Raw genomic sequence first — 21,429 nt, 5'->3', positions numbered from 1 at the left:
TGATCGAGAAATGTCTGGGCGCACCGCACACGAGTCGAACCGTCGCCGCGAGCAATGGACCTGGCGTGACGGGCTGGTGATCGTCTCGATCGTCGCCTTGGGAACTGTTGTCGCGGCGGTGACGAACGAGGACACGGGCACGTCGATTCCCGGCTGCGATTCGGTGGCATCGCCGGGTCCGCCGGTGCGTATCAACTACGGTTTTGCCGGTGAGCCCGGTTATGACGACCCGGACTATCCATGGTTCTCGGGACCGAAGGCCACCGCCATGAGCGACGCACTACTCGAATCGCTGCCTTCCGATGTCGACGTTGTATTTGCGAGTCCATCGAAATCGCTCGAGTTTGCGCCGATCCAGAATTACCGGGGTGCCTCGTTTCCTGACGGGGTCGACCCGATCGAGTTCAGCGGTTCTACGTCGGCGAAGGGAACCTTGACTCGCGTCGGGCGGACTGCGGATATCTCGGTTCAGGTGCGTGCATGGGATCAGCCGGTGCCGCCGTGCTTGGAGGGTCTGGTGGATCGGCGGGAGCATCTCGAAAACGGAACAGTGCTCGACATCGCCGATTTCGAGGACAGAGCCGATTTCGAAGACAAAGACGGTTCGGAAGTCGGGGGCGAGCGCGGAGTCGTCGCGTATCTCGGTGATGGATCCCGGGTTGTTGCCAGCGTCGACACGTCGACCGGAACTTCGTCGGATGCTTCCCCGCTCTTGACGATGGACGAACTGATCGCGTTAGCGACCGCGCCGGGGCTTGCGGTGACTGCGCCGGTTCCAGACTCGACGCCGCCGCCGATGGCATCCTGCTACACCGATTCTGTGAATGCCGGTCCACCTGCGTCGCGCATGGATATCGACCGACTGAATCAGTTGCTCGATGCACGTTGGAAGGATCTCGGCGCGGCAGGCGTCACTTTGGAGCGCCCGCTCGGTTCGTTGGTTCCAGATGATTACGGACGGGGAGGAGTGTGCGAGCGGATCGTCGCCTCGACAGCGGACGGCAGCAGCGATGTCGAAATATCAGTTGGTACCGCTGTGCCGGAACCGGGTGACACACTGACGTTGCCAGGCTCCACCACCGTGACTCGCCTGGTCGATCCCGATGGCTCGGGCGATGACACGGTCCGGGTTGTTCACCCCTCCGGCGAAACAGTAGTGGTGACCCAGTTCGTGACATCGGCTGGCTCCACATCGGCGTCGCCTTTGACAATCGAACAGCTCGAGTTCATCGCAACCACTCCAGGGCTGGTGATTTCGGCTCGGTGACGGTGGTGCTGGCACAATAGTGGCGAATTGTTCGTACCCAGAGACGTCGGAGGCTCAACGAATGGGCGATGCCAGCCCTGCTCGCGGTGACGATTTCTCCACCTGGTTCATCGACCAGTTCTCCGTGTACTGGCAGTCCGGCGGTGGGGCCCGCATCGAAGGACGTATTGCGGGCTATCTGTTGATCAGCGAGTCGCCAGGGGTCAGCGCCGAAGAGTTGGCGCAGGCACTCGGAGCAAGTCGCGGATCGGTGTCCACCTACATTCGTCGCTTGATCGACCGGGGGTTCGTCAAGCTCACGCGCAAGCCTCGGGATCGGACTCACTACTACGTCATGGATTCCGACGTGTGGGGCGGATTCCTCGAAACAGAGCACGTGTATCTCGAGAATCAACGCAAGCTTGCGACCGAGGCCCTGCAGTACGCAAATCCCAACGGTCCCGCGTACATTCGTGTGCTCAACATGCGCGATTACATGGGGTGGATCATCGACAATCGCATGCTGAGCAGTGAGTGGATGCGATTCAAAGCTGAACGCGACGGCAAGAAACCCGCGTCCGAATAGGACGCGGGTTTCTCGATCGCACGATGCTGATCTACATCACTTGTTCAGCTTCGCGATTGCCTCGTCGATCATCGGCACGTAGCGCTCGAGCGACCAGGGCACGGTCAGAGGGTTGATCATCGAGGAACCGGTGACGAAGGGCTGTTCGGTCGGAGCGATGACAGTTCCCCGAGCCACAGCGGGGATTGCCTGGTAAGCGGGCTGCGCTTCGATCTCGGCCCGGTTGGCCGGGTCCGAGTAGAAGGTGAAGAGCAGGTCGGACTTGTCGAGGAGGTTTGCGTTCTCGAGGCCGATGACGGCGGAGTCTGTTCCTTCAGATTCCGTCAAGGTGTAGACGACGGGATCCACCTGCAGGCCAAGTGCGCGGACCATGGCCACACGCTGCTCTTCGGCGAAAAAGACGCCGAGGGTTCCTGGGCCCGTGTTGTAGATGAAGGAGAAGCTGACGTCGGCGTAGTTCGGATGTGCTGCAGTCGATTCCGCGAACTGCGACTTGATCTTGTCGATTTCGGCTGTCGCCTTCTCGGATTCGCCCATGGCTTTGCCGATGACGTTGATCTGGTCTTCCCACGTGATGGTCCAGGGGCTCTCGGCGTAGGCGACGGTCGGCGCGAACGCGTTGAGTGAGTCGAACTGCTGCTGTGTGATGCCGGACCAGGGGGCGAGGATCAGGTCGGGTTCGAGAGCGATGATCGCCTCGATGTTGAGATCGGTTCCGCCGGTGAACTGCTCTGGCAGTTCGCCGCCTTGCTTCGTGACCGCTTCGTGGACCCACGGCAGATACCCGGTGTCGTCGCTGCCCCATGCGTACTTTTCGACGCCGACGGGGATCGTGCCGAGCGCGATTACGGTCTCTGCCGACCCCATGCCGAGAGTCACGATTCGCTCGGGTTTTTCGGTGATGACGGCGTTTCCGAGCGCACTTTCGATGGTGACGGTTTCGAAGTCGCTGCTGCTCGATTCGGTTGCGGTGTCGTTGTTACTGCATCCGCCGATTACCAGGGCGGCAATGACCAATCCACTCAGCGCCACAGTTCGGCGAAGTGAGCGCACACGGGCGTATCGCATGGGGAACCTTCCGTTGTCGATGCGCCGAGGAGTGAGACTCCGACGGATCGCAGCCGACGGCCGGTTCCAGGCGCGTCAGGAAGCATAGGCTAGCCTTTGGCAAAGTTTCAAATCTGCTGAAAGTTCACGAGCCCGACAAACGGCGACATGCCAGGGGCCTCGTCGACGTTTGCCGGTCAAGCTCAGCAGCTAGGAACGTCGACGGTAATCTTCGGGTCGTCGACAAGCGGCTGGACCGGTACGCGAGCTTCGCCCTCGGCTGTGGGCTCGGTCAGATCGAACTTCAGCTCAACCGTCTGGCCTTGCGGAATGACGGCCCTGGTCATGTAGGCCGGGTGACCCTGTTCGGTTCCGTTGACGGCAAACGAAATCTGTCCACCCACGGAGACGGCATCGAGTTTGGCGCCGGCTGTCGCAAGCAGAGTGACTGCAGCCACATTGGTGCCATTGGGCAGTCGTCCGGGGTTGTCGACGATCCCGCTGACATATTCGGTCAGGTCGGCGTCGGGCGCGTTGTTGGTCAGTCGAACGGTGACCGTTGTCTTTCGGGTGTCGCCGGTGCACGTCTGGGCTGTGTAGTCGATTTCTCGTGTGAGGTAGTAGTCGAGCTTGTTGCCGGCTTGGTTGTTGATCACCACACCGGCATACGGAGCCGCATCATCGGGAATGGTGTGCCCGAGGACGGTGTCGGCAAGAACCGATTGTTCGTCGGGGTGAGAGCTCCACACTGCGATTCTGCCCTCGCTGACACCTCTGCCCAGAGCCTCCAGTAATGCGCTCGGCGACTTGATGTTCCCGGTCATCTTCGCCACGACACGGGCCGCGATTGTCTGCAGATACTGCTTTCGTGCCTTGTTGTCGGAGGGAAAGCGTGCGTACGCGGTCGACTCGGTCAACTCAACGACGTTGTCGGCGGTGACCGACTCTCCGTCCGGCATCTCTACTGGTCCCACCGCCTCGAGGAGGTAACTCAGTGCTATCGGATCGGTCGCTATCGCGCCGTCGACCAGCTCACCCCCGGACTCCTGTGACCACAGGGACTGCCAGATCTGCGCTGCGTAGGGAAAGTGCGAGCTGAGGTTGCTGTTGCGAAAATCGGTGGTCGGTCGACTGTTTCCGTACAGCTGGTTGAAGTCAGGACCAAGGTCTATCGGTTGATTGTCCAGTGTTAGTTCGGAGTTGGGGGAGAGTGTGTCCACCCGAGCGGCGCCGTTGTCGACTCGGACGATGCCGTATCCACCCAACAGGCCGCCGGTTCCTCGCGCTTCCGCATTGGTCTGGAAACCGATGAAGTAGTTGCGCGGTCCGTCGGTGCCGAGCATCGCCGGTGCGATGCGCGCCGCGGTGGCGGTGTTCGTCAGGAGGGTAGCCAGTTCGCTTGTCTGCGACTGTAATTCTGCTCTGGCATCGTTAACTCGGCCCAGGTACTTCGATTCGGGAACTTCCTGTGCCTGCGACGACAGCAATTCCGCGGCGATAGCTGTTTCGGCCAGTTTCGGTTCCGCTTCGCGTAACGGTGCGAGTGCCAAGCGCCCACCGGGCTGCACCAATTCCGTTGGTGCGAGTGAAGTTCCGGTAGTCACGGCAGGGCCGAGAACGTCACGCGTAAGCCCCTGAACGACCTCGGTCATCTGGCGCGTCGACTCGAACGGCGACCCGATGACGGGAATTGCGGCGGTGATGTTCCAGGGGAGTGAATGGGTGTTGTCGTATGCGGCCGATGCTTCGCGATCGGCTTCCGCCGCGGCAGACTCTGCGACTCCCGTATCTCCGGCCAGGAGAGCGCTCTTCGCCGACTGTGCGTGGTCGCGAGCCGCCTCCAGGTTGTCTTTCGCTTCGTATGCCGTGTACCCGAGCCATGCCACGAAACCGCCCACTACCAGCGTCGTTGCGGTGATCGCGACTGCCGTTCTACGGCTTCGGAGAAAAGCGGCCGCCCCCTTGGTTTCGCGCTCCGGGCCCCTCGGTGGGATGGTGTTGGAGCCGCTCGGTTCAGCCCCGGAATCGTCGTCGGACTTTGGTCCCACCGTGTCGTTGTTCATCCGCTGAAGCTCCTGACGTTTGAGTGCGTGAAAGCTGCGTCGACATGTCTAGCAGTGTTGGCCCAGTGGTGAAAACTTAGACGAGACAGTAGGGTTCGGTTCGGCCGTTCGTGGTGTTCGCTCCCATGGATTCACGTGATCAGCCACCGAACGTTCGTGAAAAACAAGGCTGGTGAAATGTGAGGTGACGGGTTGAGTGCTTTTCCGTTGTCTCGGGCTCAGCTCGCGCTGTGGTTCGCGCAGCAATTGAGTCCGTCAACTCCGTTCGTGGTGGCTCAGTACGTGGAACTGCGCGGACCGGTTGACGTCGACGCGCTGATCGAGGCAACGAATACGGCATGTCATGAATTGGAGTCGCCGTTCGTTCGCCTCGTCGCTACCGATGCCGAGCCGGCACAGGTCGTCGATCATTCGATCGTCGACGATCTCGCATACCTCGACTTACGCAGCGACCGCGACCCGGTTCGGCGCGCGAACGAATGGATGACAGCGGAATACTCACGGCCACTTGACGTGATGTCTGACCGCCTGATCTCGGCAACCTTGCTTCACCTGGCAGATGAGCACTACTACTGGTACTCGCACGCCCATCACCTCGTGCTCGACGGACATGCGGCGATGACACTCACCGCTCGGGTGGCCGAGCGCTATTCGCATCTGGTTCATGGCAAGACGCTGACTCCTTTCGGTGGTCTCGGGGTACGTGCACTGCATGACCTCGACGTCGACTACCGATCCTCGTCGCGGTATCGATCGGACGAGCAGTACTGGACGGAGATGTCCGAAGGCCTGCCCCGCCCGGTTCGCCTCGCCGACGGCGCCGGGCTGACGTCCATGCCGCAGCGCATGATGGTTCGGACACTGAATCCAACTCTTGCAAAACAACTTTCGGATGTCGCGACCGAGTGGACTACGTCCGAGGTGGCGGTCCTCGTCGGTGCATTCGCGTCCTATCTGGGTCGCATGACGGATTCCGGTGACGTAGTCCTCAGCTTGCCGGTGTCCGGCCGCACCACGGCGACGTCGAGACGTTCAGGTGGGATGCTGTCCAACATCGTGCCTGTTCGTGCGCAACTCGAACGGGATCTGTCGCCACGAGAACTGGTGCGTCAGATCTCGGTTCAGATGACCGGTGCACTACGCCACCAGCGATTCCGCTACGAGGACATGGGCTTCCAGGAGGGTCAGGGCGGATCCCGTGAGGCGGCGGGCCCGGCCGTGAACGTCATGATGTTTCACGAAGCCATTCGGCTCGGCGACGTCGTCGGCGAGTTTCACGTCCTCACATCCGGCCCCACCGAAGACCTGTTCTTCAGCATCTATCCGTCGATCGCGGGGGAGAACGTTCGCCTTTCCTTCGAAGCCAATCCGCACCTCTATAGCGAACGTGACCTGGCGATGCATCATCGTCAGTTCGTTCGGCTACTCGAGGGGTTCCTCGACTCGGCGACTTGTGCGCTCGGTGACCTCCGCATCCTCTCGACGGATGAAGTGAAGGATCTGGTCCCCGCGCTGGGTCCGCGGACGGACGGATTCGCGACGCTCGATTCGGTCATCAGAGGCGGCGCAGGGCAGGGGAGTGCTGTCGCGATCCGCGAGCAAGGTGTGGACGTCACTTACGACCAGCTCGGCGCTCGCGCGGATGCACTCTGCGCCTTGCTCGTGGAGAACGGAGTCGGACGAGGTGACGTCGTCGGGATCCTCACCGAGCGCTCGACCGATTCCGTAGTTGCATTCCACGCGGTAGTGCGGGCTGGTGCTGTCCTTCTTTACGTGGATCCTCAAACACCCTCCGAGCGTGTCGCTTTCATTCTCGACGACGCCGACGTGTCGGTTGTGGTCGGTGGCGAACTCGTGGACGTGCCGGCTTGGGTGTGCGTCGTTGATCCCAGTGGCGACGAGACCGTCGAAGGGCCGGTGGATCGACGCGTGGGGGCGGGTTCATCTATCGCCGACCTGTCTCTGGATGACACCGCCTACGTGGTCTACACCTCTGGTTCTACCGGGCGACCGAAGGGTGTCGCGGTCACGCACCGAGGCATTGTGCCGTTGCTGCGTTCTCACGCACGGCGTCTGAACATCGATAGTTCCTCCCGCGTCGCGCTCCTTGCAAACACATCGTTCGACGTGGCGATCCTCGAGATTCTGCTTGCACACGGCTGCGGCGCGACCGCAGTGATCGTTCCTCCCGGATTGATCGGCGGAGTGGACCTCGAAGACTATTTGCGGCTCGAAGGTGTCACGCACCTGAACTCGACGCCATCGGTTCCGTTGACGATGGATCCTCGGGCTTTGCCGGAACTTCGAGTCCTGAACGTCGGCGGCGAGCGACCGCCGGGAGCGCTAGTGGATGCGTGGTCGAGTCACGTCGACATCGTGAATTCGTACGGCCCCAGTGAAGCGACCGTCGCGGCATTCATGAGCGAGCCACTCGAGCCTGGCGGTGATACTCCGATCGGGCGTCCGATCGACGGCGTTGCCGCTGTGGTGTTGGATTCGTGGTTGCGTCCGACTCCGGTCGGCGCCGTGGGTGAGCTGTACGTGATGGGACCAGGACTGGCGCGCGGGTATCTTTCCGCGACGCTGACCTCGGAGCGTTTCGTAGCGGCGCCCTTTGGTGCCACTGGTGCCGGCGAGCGCATGTACCGCACCGGGGATGTCGTGCGATGGAACGATGCCGGTCAACTCGAGTTCTTGGGTCGCTCTGATCAACAAGTCAAGATCCGTGGAGTACGCGTCGAACTGGGCGAGATCGAGGCTGTGCTCCTGTCGACTCCCGGCGTTGCGCAAGCAGCGGTGGTCGAGCGATCCGGGTCGCTTGCGGCGTATGTGACCGCGGACGAAGGCGCAGCTCATCCGTTGAGCCAGACGATGGTGCTCGATCATCTGGCTTCCCGACTTCCTCGTTCCATGCTGCCGAGTTCGGTGACCATTTTGGCAGCATTGCCCGTCACGAGCCATGGAAAGACTGACCGTTCAGCGCTCCCCGAACCGGCGTCGTCCGCGCCGGCCGAGCAGCGCGCGGCGGTCAACCACCCGATCGGGTACGACGAGGAATTGATTGCCTCGGTGATGGCCGAGGTCCTCGGCGTCGGAGTTCTCGGACCGCACTCCGACTTGTTCGCCTGGGGCGGTAGTTCACTCGACGCCGTGTATGTTGCCGCGCGAGTGAGTTCCGCTCTCGGAAGACGGGTTGGTGTCAGGGACGTGTTCGGTGCCCCGACGCCGGCGCGCCTGGCCCGGGTGATCCGTGCGGGGCGGGCGGAGTGGGTGGAGGAACCCCAGCGCATTTCGGACGACCTCGTCGTGGAAATCGCACCGGCGCAACAACGCCTGTGGTTACTCAACCGTCTGGATCCCCAGTCGTCGGCGTACAACATTGCGTTCGAGGTCGCGTTCAGTGGTGCTCTGGATATCGAGGCGATGAGGGCGGCGGTAGGTGACCTGACCGATCGCCATCTCGTCTTGCGTACTGTTTTCTCGTTCGACCAGAATCACGATGCGTGGCCGATCCAGGTTGCGACCGCGACTCCGGTGACTCTGATCGAGGTTGCGTCCGAGGATTACGAGGCTGCGTCAGCGGATTTGGTTGCGGCGGGTTTCGACCTGGCGACCGATGCGCCTCTTCGCTTGATCCTCGCCTCCGGCAGCGACGCCGACCACCGCATGACCGTGGTTGCCCATCACGTCGCCCTGGACGGCCTTTCGTTCGCGACGATCGTCTCGGACCTCGTCGCGGCGTACGACGCTCGCGCCGCTGGGAGTTCGCCGATCTGGCCTTCGCCCGCTCTCGACTACCGCGACTATTCCGCTTGGCACAGAACCATTCTCGGTGATCCCGCGGATCCACAGAGCTTGGCAGGGCGCCAGCTGGAATTCTGGTCCGACACACTCGCCGGTGTTGATCCGACTCTGGCGCTTCCCGTGGACAGATCCCGCCGGCCGGACCAACCGTCGTCGGCTCGGGACGTGACGTTCGAGTTGCCCTCACCTATCCATGCGGCGCTGAACGAGATCGCTCGCGCGCACGACTGCACAACCTTCATGGTGTTGCACGCCTGCCTTTCGATCGCACTGAGCAAGATCACCGGTGCGTCCGATGTGGTCATCGGGACCCCGACCTCCGGACGAACGCATCCTTCGTTCGACGGTGTCGTCGGTATGTTCGTCGGGACCGTCGCGCTGCGAACGCTCCTTCGCGGCGGAGACATGTTCGGTGAGTTCTTGACTCAGGTGCGCGAGGTTGATGTGGCGGCCCTGTCCAATGCCGACGTTCCGTTCGACTGGGTGGTCGACCGTGCGGTCGGTGGGGGCGTAGGTGAGAAGAATTCCTTCCTCAGAGTGGTTCTCGCTGTCGATCCGGTAGCGCCCGACTCCGCGATCGCGATGGGAACTTTGACGGCGCACGGCACTCCGCTACCTCCGGTCCACCCTCGCTTCGACCTCGAAGTGACTGTGCGCGAGGATCGTACGATTGACGGCGACGCGAGCGGTGTTCGCGGCACTTTCCGATATGCCGCCGATCTGTTCGATGCAGGCACCGTGCAGAGCTGGGTCGAGCGGCTTCGTCGAGTGTGTGGCTCGATTACCGAGAACTCGTCAATCATGCTGCGTGACATCGATGTTCTCAGTGTTGCGGAACGCGAAGAATTGTCGGCTCGGGTGCCGGCGCCGTCGATTGTCGCGCAGTCGCTGCCTGACCTCTTCGGGGCCGTCGCAGCCCGGCATCCGAATGCAATCGCGGTGTCGAGTGGCGATACTCGTTTCACCTATGAAGAGGTGCGAGTTCGTTCGGAGGGCCTTGCCGCTGTCTTGATCGATCGAGGAATTCGAGTCGGTGATCGCGTGGCGGTCGCCCTGCCTCGATCGGTCGACCTCGTCGTAGCCATCATCGCTGTCGTTCGCGCGGGCGCGACGTACGTACCGATCGACTTGCAGTATCCCGACGCTCGTATCCACTACGTACTTGCCGATGCAGGCCCGAAAGCGATTCTGTCGACGGACGAATCTGCTGGGCGGTTCGTTGGGTACGAGCAACTTGTCATCTTCGTGGACGAGACGACTGACGCTACGGCCGACTGGCCCGTTGCACAGTCGGAGTCCGCCGCCTACGTGATCTACACTTCCGGATCAACTGGAGCTCCCAAAGGCGTAGTGGTGTCTCAGGACAACGTGTTGGCGCTGCTCGCCTCGACCCGAGAGATCTTCGACTTCAACGCCGAAGATGTATGGACGATGTTTCATTCGTACGCATTCGACTTCTCGGTCTGGGAGATGTGGGGTTCGTTGACCACTGGCGGATCCCTCGTGATCGTGGACGGTGATGTCGCGCGCTCACCCGAAAGATTCGCGGATCTGATTGTGCGGGAACGAGTGACCGTTCTCAATCAGACCCCGGCCGCCTTCTATGCGTTGGCGGAAGTCACGCAGGAAATGCTGCTTCCGCTCCGGACGATTGTTTTCGGCGGTGATCGCCTCGACGCCGGGCGCGTGGAGGCTTGGTTCGATCGGCACCCGGACGTGCGGGGCGTCAACATGTTCGGAATCACCGAAACCACAGTCCATGTCACCAGTTTCGATCTTGTCCCCGGTGACGAGACTGTCTCGCCGATCGGGTCCCCACTACCAGGGTTGCGCAGCTACGTACTGGACGCGTCGTTGAAGCCCGTCCCTCCGGGATCTGTCGGCGAACTGTATGTTGCGGGTCCGCAGGTGGCCGAAGGCTACTTGGGTCGACCCGCGATGACGTCTTCGCGATTCGTGCCTGAACCCGGATTCGATGGATCACGGATGTACCGCAGCGGCGATCTGGTCCGTTGGCGAGCCGGCCGACTCGAATATGTTCGCCGCGCCGACGGTCAGATGGCACTGCGCGGTTACCGCATCGAACCGGGCGAGGTCGAATCCGCGCTGTTGGCTCACACGTCGGTGGAGCAGGCCGCGGTAGTGGTGAGAGAACTCGACAGCGGGCCGACTTTGGTCGGTTACATCACCCCGGGGAGCGGACACGACCTCGACGGCGTCTTGCGGACTGCTCGTTCGTTGCTGCCCGCGCACATGGTTCCGTCGGCTTTGATGGCGCTCGCGTCATTACCGGTCACGATCAACGGCAAAATCGACCGAGCATCGTTGCCGACCCCGGTGTCTCTCACGCAGCCGACTCGGCAGTCGCGAGACTTCTTCGAGCAGACAGTCGCAGCCATTCTGAGCGATTTGATGGAAGTTCCGCATGTCGATCCGGTCCGGAACCTCTTCGATCAAGGCGCCAATTCCTTGATCGCCACTCGTCTTTCGTCGCGTCTGAACTCCGCCCTGGGCTGTAACCTCGACGTCCGCGATGTGTTCGAGCACCCATCCGTCGATCAGCTCGCAGACATCGCTGCTGCGCGGATAGGTGTAGGGCGAACCGGCGCGGAGCACGCGTCTGACGTGTCCTTGGGGCCTCGTTCGGACAACACGGAAGTGCACCTGTCAGCTTCCCAGCATCGAATGTGGATTCTGAATCAGTTGGATACAGACTCCGCCGGATACAACATCCCGATCGTGCTGCGCTTGGCAGGCGAGCTGGACGTGGTTGCGGCCGAACTGGCAATTCGTGACGTGATCAATCGCCATCGCACTCTGCGGACCGTGTACCCGGTTGTCGGCGGCGGCCCGGTTCAGACGGTGCTCGACGCCGAGGATGCGCTTCCGGCCTTTCAGCTCGAGGCACTCGACGGCGGCGACGCCGAGAATTGTGTAGCAGAACTGGTGGGTTCGGGCTTCGATGTCACCGTTGATCCGCCCGTACGTGCGGCACTTCTCCAGGTTTCACCTGTCGAGCACATCCTGGCTGTCGTCGTCCATCACATTGCCGCCGACGCTCGATCACTCGAATTGTTGGTCCGCGACTTCACTGCGGCGTACATCGCCCGCTCGGCGCAGCACGCTCCGCAGTGGTCGCCGCTCGCGCTCGAATACTCCGATTACAGTGCATGGCAAAGGGAATCGGGGATTCCCGAGACGGTACGCAGCTACTGGATGCAGGCTCTCGAAGGACTTCCCGAGCAGGTGACGCTTCCCCTCGATCGTCCACGTTCGACGTTCGCCCGTGCGTCGAGCTGTCGGGTGGAGATCTCAGGTTCGGTACGAACGGGCCTTCAGACACTCGCACGATCGAACAACGCGACCATGTTCATGGTTGTACACGCCGCTCTCGCGGCGCTGTTGGCGAGGTACAACGGTAGCGATGACGTAGCTGTCGGCACTGTTGTGTCCGGACGCGTCACACCTGAACTCGACGAGCTGGTCGGCATGTTTGCCGGCACGATTGTTCTTCGAACCGAAGTCGATCCGTCGAACTCGTTCGGCCGGTTGGTCGAGCAGGTTCGTCAGCGTGACGTAGCGGCGTTCGCGCACGCAGAGATGCCCTTCGAATCGCTGGTCGATCTGATCGACCCACCGCGATCGCGTTCGCGACATCCGTTGTTCCAGGTGGCGCTCTCGTTCCGAACTGCTGAGACCGCCGCGTGGTCGATACCAGGGCTGGACATCACACAGATTGCTCCTGAAGTCAGGCACGCAAATTTCGATCTGCAGGTCAACGTCACGGACGAGGGGGTCGGGGGCGAACTCGGTCTCGAATTCGTCTACAACGCTGATCTATTCGATGATCTGACGGTATCGAGCTTTGCGGGCCGGTTCGAGCGCTTCCTGAATCAAGTGTCTGTCGACCCGAATGTCGCCGTAGGGCAAATCGACCTGTTGGACAGTGCGGAACGAGCTCTTCTCGTCCCCGCACACGGCGCGGTCGACCGGCCTGATCGATCTCGACTTTCCGGTACGACACTTGCCTCCATGCTGCGCTTCGGCGTCGAATCCGCCCCGGACGCTGTGGCGGTCGAGGGTGAGGGCAACACACTGACTTACCGGGAACTCGATGCCCAGTCGGATGTCGCAGCCGACGAGTTGCGCTCCCGGGGAGTTGGAGTCGACCAGGTCGCTGCTTGGACTGCAGATCGGTCGATTGCGTCGATCGTGCAACTGTGGGCAATCGCGAAGGTCGGTGCAGCTCCGGCATTGACGGACCCGGAACAGCCGCAGGCGCGAGTACGCGATGTCCTCGAAACACTGGGCACCGGAGCGATCGGCGGCCGCAACGCTGGTGGTGAAGACGCTGGTGCTGAAGACGCTGGTGGTGAGAAAGTCACCGACTCGGTGCGCGAATATTCCGAGAACCTGGCGGCCTACGTAGTTTTCACGTCAGGAACGACCGGAACCCCCAAGGCTGTGGTCGTGACCAACGGCGGGCTCGGTGTGATCGCCGAAGACCTGCCTGGTCGATTCTCGGCTGGGCCAGGTTCTCGCGTATTCCATCGCGGAGCGCCAGGATTCGACATGACGTTGCTCGAGGTGCTCATCGCGAGTGCGTCCGGGGCCACGCTCGTTCTGGCGAAGAACGAAGAACTGTTCGGCTCGGGACTCGCATCAGCACTGAGGCGCGAGCGAATTACTCATCTGTGCGCCACACCTACTGTCGTCGCCTCGATCGGCGATCCTTCGCTGCCGGACCTTTCCACGGTGATGTTCGGGGGCGAGCGACTCGGCGGCGCGTTGGCGAAGCGCTGGCAAGCCGGACGCCGAGTCATCAACGGATACGGACCTGCCGAGTCGACGATGTATTCGCTTGCTACCGAACCACTGTCGATCGAACAACTGTCGGGTGACACTCACGACGGATCGATCGGGTATCCACTGGCCGGGGTCGACGCCGTCGTGCTCGATGATCGACTCGAACCGGTGCCGCCGGGAGTCGCCGGCGAACTGTATCTCTCGGGTCGAATGCTCGCTCGCGGTTACGCCGGCCAACCGGCCCGAACTGCGGAACGATTCGTGGCAACCGGTTCAGGCGCCCGGAAGTACCGGACGGGCGACCTGGTGATGTGGAAGCCGGAAAGCCCCAAATCCGAGGGAAATACGTATCGCCTGCATTATCTCGGGCGAACCGACGTGCAGGTGAAGGTCAACGGTGTCCGGATCGAACCGGGTGAGATCGAGGCAGTCATTCAGTCTGTCGCGAACGTCGACTTCTGTGTCGTCGGGGTTCGGTCGGCCGAAGGTGGAAGTCCTCTGTTGGTCGCCTACGTGAGAAGTTCAGGTGCCGAAAGAGTTGACACTGGTCAACTTCGCGCTGCCGCCGCAGAAGTCCTTCCGACGTACATGGTTCCGCATGCCATCGTCGACATCGAGGGCGAGCTTCCGATGCGGAACGGCAAGGTCGACTTCGCCCGTCTCCCGTCTCCGACACTGGATGCTTCCCGTGCCGAGGGGCCGGCCACCGCCACCGAACGTGTTGTAGCCGGAGCTTTTGGTTCCGTCCTCGGTGGGAATGAGGACGACCGCGACGCAGACTTCTTCTCGCTCGGGGGCAACTCGCTGTCGGCCGCGGAGGTTACCTCGCTCTTGAGTAGTACTCTGGGGCTGGTTGTTCCGCTCAGGACCGTATTCGAGCATCCAACAGTTGCGGCGTTGGCAGCCCGGCTCGATTCGCTCGAGCAGAACGACTCGGTGACCGATCTTGTCCGACTGGAACCGCGCCGCGACCCCACGCCCGCACCCCTGTCACGAAACCAGCGTGCGATGTGGGTACTGAATCAGCGGAACACGGCGAGCGGCGCGTACAACCTGCCGATCTGCATCGAGATCGACGGTGAACTCGACGCGGCGGCGCTGCGTCAGGCAGCAACGGATCTTGTCGGTCGTCATGATGTCCTCAGAACCCGGTATCCGGGCACTCCACCGGTTCAGGTCGTGGATCCTCCGACCTCCGTGACAATGGAAACGCGGCTGGTCGCCGACATCGAGGTCGAGGTGCTGCTGCGAGAGTTCGGCTCGCGTGGTTTCGATGTAGCGGCAGACCTGCCGGTGCGCTGGATGCTGCTCCAGGTGTCACCGGTCAGGCACGTTCTGGCAGTGAGCTTTCATCACATCGCAGTCGACGGGGTGTCGATGCGAACGGTGGTCGGCGACCTGCTGACCGCGTACGGCAAGCGACGAGCTGGACTGGATTCGCAATGGTCTCCGTTGCCGATCCAGTACGGGGATTTTGCCGCGTGGGAGGCAGCACGTGACGTTTCCCCTGGCGTCGAGCAGTTCTGGCGCCGAACGCTGGACGGTGTGACATCTGTGTCTCCGCTGACGGTGGATCACTCCGATGGCGGGCCGGATACCATAGCGCAGCGAGTGAACTTCGTGATACCAGCCGTCATCACCTCGGCACTGCAGGCGCGAGCCGACCGATTGAAGGTCTCGCTGTTCGCGGTGGTTCATGCGGCGTTGTCGGTGGTGCTTGCCAAGCTGAGTGGAAATCCCGATGTCGTGATCGCGACAGCTGTCGACGGACGGCGGGCGCCTCAGCTCGACGGCGTGGTCGGCATGTTCGTGGATACGGTGCCTCTTCGCCTTCGGATCGACGGGGACGTGCCGATCGATCTTCTGTTGGGTGCAGCTTTCGATGCTGATGTGGCAGCGTTCGAAAACAGCTCTGTTCCTGCCGAGTTGGTTGGTGAGCTGCTCGGTGGACGAACTCCCCAGATTGCGCTGGGTCTGCAGAACTTCGCGATCCCTGCCGTGGAGGTTTCCGGCCTCACGATCGAGGCTCGCGAAATCGAGACCGCGACAACGAAGTTCCCCATGCATGTCTCGCTCGCACCCGCTGACGACGGTTCATTGACCGGAGCGCTCATCTATGCCGCGAGCGCATTCGATCCTTCGAGCGCCGACGCGGTTACCCGACAGCTGTCGAGAGTGCTCACCTCGATTGCCGAGGATGTACCAGTACTCGTTTCGGATCTCGTGGTGGGCGCGGCGCCCAGTTGGACTGCTGCCGAGGTCGATTCGTCCCGCACACTGACCGAGATCTTCGCCGCCACCGCGGCGCGATTCCCGAACAACATTGCTCTCGACGACGGACACCGCACGGTGACGTATGCCGAACTCGACTCTGCCTCGGATGCCCAAGCCTGGGAACTGGTGGCTCGGGGAGCAGGACCGGGTGCCGTGTACGAGATTCCGGCGGTGCGGACTATCGCGTACCTGGTCCGAATGTTGGCGATCTCGAAAACGGGAGCGGCATTCGTGCCGATCGACCCCGACCTGCCACCGGCACGTCTGAAGCAGCTGCGCACAGTCCTCTCCGATCGCAGCCCTGTTCCCGGTCGGCAGTATCCGGATTCAGTCGCGTACGTTGTTCACACGTCCGGGTCGACCGGTGAACCGAAAGGCGTTGCAGTCACCCACCGAGGACTGGGCCTGCTGACCGACGATGCTGTCCGCAAGTACGGCGTGACCTCGGACTCGGTTGTGCTGCACGGTTACAAACCGACGTTCGATGCAGCAATCCTCGAGATGATGTTGGCGATCGGCGCCGGGGCTACCTTGGCGGTCGCTCCTCGGGAGGCTTTCGGCGGAAGGGCACTCGAAGAATTCGTCGCAGAACGCGGCGTCACTCACATGTTGTCCACTCCAGCCGTACTCGACACGATGGCTCCAGAGCGGTTCGATTCGCTCGAGGTGGTGGCAGTCGGTGGCGATGTGCTCTCACCTTCCACCGCGCGTGCGTGGAGTCGCCGCGCGCGAATGCTCAATGCGTACGGACCGACGGAATGCACGGTGGTCACCACTGTCGCCGAGGTGGATCATCGGGTCACCATCGGAGTCCCGCTCGCCGGAATCGGTGCAGAGGTGCTCGATACGCGACTGCGTCCGGTGCCGTGGGCCGGGATCGGTGAGTTGTACGTCAGCGGGCCCGGGCTTGCGATGGGCTATGCCGGAGATCCTGCCGGCACCGCCACGTCGTTCATCGCAGCACCCGGCGGGCACCGCCGTTATCGGACCGGTGATCTGGTTCATCGCCGCACGGATGACAGGCTCGGATTCGTCGGACGCTCCGACCGTCAGATGAGCGTGCGAGGAATCCGCGTCGAGCCCGCCGAAATCGAATCAGCTCTGCGTCGGTGCACGGGCGTCGAGGCTGCGGCGGTTGTCCTCGTCGACGACATCGCCGTTGCGTGCGCGGTCGGCGATGGTGTGGAGGCGGATCAGCTGACAATCGAGTTGGCCGCGATGTTGCCTGCGTATCTGATGCCCGGCCGCGTGGTCGTATTGGAGTCGATCCCGCTCACGACGAACGGAAAACTGGACGCAGATGCGTTGCGGCGCCATGTGTTCGAGAGCCAGGCGCCCGATGCAGCAGTGACGGTTTCGGAGGAACTCGTCACCGCTGTCATGTCGGAACACGTGTCCGGAAGTTTCGGCGCTCTGCACAACCTGTTCGAATCAGGTGGTGATTCGTTGGCTGCGGCAGCGGTGGCAGGTCGACTCGCCTCGATCTTCGCGCGAGATGTGCCTGTTCGCGCCGTCTTCGACAATCCGTCGCCGCGAGCGATGTCTCAGTGGCTGTCGGCGAGCGCGTCCGATGGCAAACGCCGCGAACTGACTCGACGTGATCCCGGCAAGCCGGCCCCGCTGGCGCCCTCGCAACAACGACTCTGGCTGATCAATCAGCTTCAGCCGGAATCGACTGCGTACAACCTGACGTTTGCAGCGGTCCTGGCAGACGACATCGATCGTTCGGTCTTGAGCAGCGCGCTCGGCGACGTCGTCGATCACCATGCCGTATTGCGAACTGTCTGTGTTCCGGGTGAATTCGGTCCGCAACAACTTGAAATGGACTCTGTTGCATTCGATCTCACTGCGGTATACGTCGGCGATATCCGTGCGAGCGCTTCGGCATTCGCGACTGTGCCGTTCGATCTCGAACGAGATGTTCCGTTCCGTGTGCGTGTGTTCACCGAAAAGGCAGGAGTCGACTCTGCAGGACTGACGGTCCTGGTCATCGTTGTTCACCACATCGCGATCGACGGAGCGTCGATGGGCCCGATCCTGACCGATTTCGTGGCAGCCTTCGAGGCCAGGTCGGCAGGTCTTCCCTGGGATCGCTCGTCGGGGGAGATCAGCTACGGCGACTACAGTTTCTGGGCGAGAGAGAGCTTGGGTGACCCCGAGGATTCTCTCAGCATGGCCCACCGGCAACTCGACTACTGGTCAGACGCACTTTGTGGCGTCGAGGATGTGTTGGCTCTACCCGTCGACAACCCCCGGAGTCCCGTGTCTTCACGATCCGAGGAGATGGTGACGGAAGTCCTCGACGGCGCCACCTACGACGCGTTGTCGGCGTTGGCTCGTTCGCATGGCGTCACGGTATTCATGGTCGTCCACAGCGTGATTGCCGTGCTGCTCGCTCGCGAGTGCGTCACGGACGACGTCGTGGTGGGAGCAGCTGTGAGTCTGCGGAACGATCCGGCGCTGCTGAGCGTCGCCGGAATGATGGTGGGTACTGTCGCATTGCGCACGAGAATCAACTCCACCGATCGTTTCGCTGCTGTTCTGGACGAGGTTCGCCGCGTCGATCTGGAAGCAATGGCGAACGCGGACGTCTCGTTCGACGACGTCGTTGCGAAGGTTGATCCGCCGCGCAGGATGAACGAGCATCCGCTGTTCACGGTCATGCTGGCGTACCGGCGAGCGCTGGAGTTGCCGCAGATCGACGGCATTACCGTCTTCGACATCGACAATGCAGGGGCGTCGACCGGTTACGACTTGACGTGGGACCTGGTCGACACCGGTGACAGTCTGACTATTCGATTGCTGTATGCGACGGACAAGTTCCGCGAGTCGACCGCGGAACTGCTCATGCAGCGGGTGAGACGTATCGCCGAATCAGTGACCGTGGAACCCGAGATTGTGATCGGGGAGATCGAACTGCTGTCCGGACTCGAACGCTCGGCGCTGACTGCTGCGAATCCTCGCCACGTCGAACCTCTGACGATTGCCGACATTTTCGAACGCGCTCTGCGTCAGGCGCCCGACGGCGTAGCGCTGGAAGAGAACGGCAGACGCTGGACTTACCGCGACCTGTACGAGGAGTCGTCGCACTGGACACGCGAGTTGGTGGTCCGAGGAATCGGACCCGACGACGTGGTGGCCGTTGCGCTCGGGCGCGGGCATCTGTGGATCGTTGCGTTGTGGGCAGTAGCGCGTGCAGGCGCAGCGTGGCTGTCGCTCGATCCGGCGCTGCCGACAGCGCGCCGGCAGACGATGGTCGAGGAATGCGGTTCGGTTGTCGGTTTGACAGCTGGAGGTGCATCCGAGAGTTTGCCCGAGTGCGTCGAGTGGGTGGCGATGGACGAATCCCGCACTGCTGGTGGCGCTGCCGAGGTATCGGCAACGCCGGCTCACCCCGACAACCTCGCCTACGTCATCTACACGTCGGGTTCCACGGGAAGACCCAAGGGCGTGGAGGTTTCACATCGCGGAATCATGAACGTCTGCACCGCCCACGCCGAGATCGCCGAGCTCGAGCGTGGCCCCCGAGTCCTGCAATTGGCGTCGTCGACCTTCGACGCGTCGGTGATCGAGATCCTTCTCGCGGCTGCAGGGTGTGGAACGCTGATTCTGACTCCCGACTTCGTCTACGGGGGAGAAGAACTCACGAATCTGCTGATAGCCGCTGACGTAACACATCTGATCGTGACGCCGACGGTCCTGGCGACAGTCGATCCGGATGCAGTGCAACCGTTGATCGTCGAATCGATGGGGGAGCCGCTCTCTGCGCGCCTTGCGTCGGCGTGGTCACCCCGACATCGCATCGTCAACGGATACGGACCGACCGAATCAACGATCGCGGCATCGATTTCCGCACGGATCACTGACGCGGACGTCACTGTCGGCACTCCAGTCCCTGGTACGACAGCATTTGTTCTCGATCAGAGGCTCCGACCGGTTCCGGATGGCGTTGCGGGAGAACTGTTCCTCGCCGGTGAGAATGTGGCACGGGGGTACGTCGCTTCCCCGGCTCTGACGTCCGAGCGCTTTGTTGCCAATCCTCATGCGGTGGGGACCCGGATGTATCGCACGGGTGACCTCGTGCGTCGTAGGCGTCACGACCGAGCGCTCGAGTACCTGGGTCGCAACGACGCGCAGGTGAAGGTGCGGGGTGTCCGCGTGGAACCGGCGGAGGTCGACGCGGCTCTGTCAAGCCATGGAGCAGTGGCCTTCTCGGTAACCGTTGTCTGTGACGACGGGTACGGATCCGCTGAGCTCCGTTCGTATGTGACGTTGGCGGAAAACGGTTCGGCGACGGAATCGGAGCTTCGCGGGTTCGTCTCCGGCCTGCTGCCGAAGCACCTGCTGCCTTCGTCGGTGACGATAGTGGGCGAGGTACCGTTGCTCGCTTCGGGGAAGATAGACGCAGCGGCACTTCCTGCTCCTTCACCGCAGCCGGGGTCGAGTGTGGATCGACCCATCTCGGATACCGAACGTCACGTGGCACAGGCATTCGAGGGCGTGACCGGCGCGAAATCGGTCGGCCGCTACGACGACTTCTTCGAGCTCGGCGGGACATCGATGGGTGCAGTTCGAGTGGCTACGCGCTTGCGTGAGAGCCTTAACAGGGAATTCCCGGTTCAATGGATTTTCACCGACCGAACTGTGGCGGAGCTTGCCTCTCGGATGGATCTCGTTCATGCCGATGTCTTCGAGGGTGATTCGCTTCGTTCGGATCCGCTGGACACGGTCGTCATGCTCGGCGGCGACCCCGATGACCAACGGCCGCCGTTGTTCTGTGTGCATCCGGTCAGCGGAATCGCCTGGTGCTACGCCGGACTCGTCGGTCAGCTGCGGGGTCGACGGGTGTACGGCATCCAGGCAACGGGAGCAGGTGAATTGCCAGGCACGGTGGCGGAGTTGGCGTCGGGGTACGTCGATGCCGTACGGACGGTGCAGCCGTCGGGTGAATACCATCTACTGGGTTGGTCTGCCGGCGGAACGATCGCGCTCGAGATGGCGAGCCAGCTCGAAGAGGCCGGCGATCTAGTCGGTTCGGTTGTCATGCTCGACGCGCTGTTACCGGAGATGATGCCATCGGTACAAGCGGCTCCGAAACCTTCCGAACTGTTCGCGCAGATCGGGCTATCCGAGGTTGAAACTGAAACTGCAGCACTGACTTTCACAGACGTTGCGACAGAGATCCGAAGGCAGACCGGTATGGATTTCCTTTCCGATACGGTACTCGAATCCGTAGTGGGTCGTGTGGAAAAACTGTCGCGAATCGTTCGGGACCACACGCCGAGGCACTATTTCGGGTCAGTGGAACTGTTTGTGGCGCAGCATGATCTGCCTGAACATCGTCACCTGGTCGAAAGGTGGTCCGAACTGGTGGGGCCGTTGCGGGCGTACCTGGTCGACTGCTCCCACTCGGAAATGTCGAGCACTGAGGTGTTGGCGGAGGTCGCCCAAGTTCTCGTCGGCTATCTCGAAGGTGTCGATTCGGATTCGAAGGATCGCAATCATACTGGGGTGCAGTAGATCTAACGGGCCGGGACTTTGGTCCGGAATTGTCACTCCCGTGGTCCCCTTGCTTCAGTTCCGCAAGTAGAATCTGTAGCATT

At 62.0% G+C, this 21,429-nt stretch carries 5 protein-coding genes; 3 read left to right on the top strand and 2 right to left on the bottom strand.

All coding sequences use genetic code 11. From position 1 onward, the window contains the following. Positions 1–10 precede the first annotated feature (10 nt). Positions 11–1,267, top strand: a complete 1,257-nt coding sequence (locus tag QM609_RS20230) for a hypothetical protein (RefSeq protein ID WP_076948672.1) — start codon at positions 11–13, stop codon at positions 1,265–1,267. Between the two features lie 61 nt (positions 1,268–1,328). Further along, positions 1,329–1,832: a GbsR/MarR family transcriptional regulator gene (locus QM609_RS20225; protein ID WP_003942377.1), complete on the top strand. Its 504-nt coding sequence runs from the start codon at positions 1,329–1,331 to the stop codon at positions 1,830–1,832. A gap of 36 nt (positions 1,833–1,868) precedes the next feature. On the opposite strand, the gene QM609_RS20220 is transcribed toward QM609_RS20225, so the two are convergent. Continuing rightward, positions 1,869–2,900 (bottom strand): iron-siderophore ABC transporter substrate-binding protein, encoded by a 1,032-nt coding sequence (locus tag QM609_RS20220; protein WP_007732282.1) that lies wholly within the window; start codon positions 2,898–2,900, stop codon positions 1,869–1,871. A 182-nt stretch (positions 2,901–3,082) separates the two neighbouring features. Then, a complete protein-coding gene (locus QM609_RS20215; RefSeq protein WP_007732281.1) occupies positions 3,083–4,942 on the bottom strand; it encodes a DUF4012 domain-containing protein in 1,860 nt (619 codons plus the stop codon). Between the two features lie 192 nt (positions 4,943–5,134). Here QM609_RS20215 and QM609_RS20210 point away from each other — a divergent pair, with 192 nt between their 5' ends. Beyond that, positions 5,135–21,346 carry a non-ribosomal peptide synthetase gene (locus QM609_RS20210; RefSeq protein ID WP_283337366.1) on the top strand — a complete coding sequence of 5,404 codons (16,212 nt, stop codon included), beginning with the start codon at positions 5,135–5,137 and terminating at the stop codon, positions 21,344–21,346. Positions 21,347–21,429 lie beyond the last annotated feature (83 nt).

Source organism: Rhodococcus sp. IEGM 1302 (assembly GCF_030056935.1).
GTDB lineage: Bacteria > Actinomycetota > Actinomycetes > Mycobacteriales > Mycobacteriaceae > Rhodococcus_F > Rhodococcus_F qingshengii.
The sequence above is the reverse complement of the archived record's forward strand: the minus strand, read 5'-3'. Positions and strand labels throughout refer to the sequence as shown.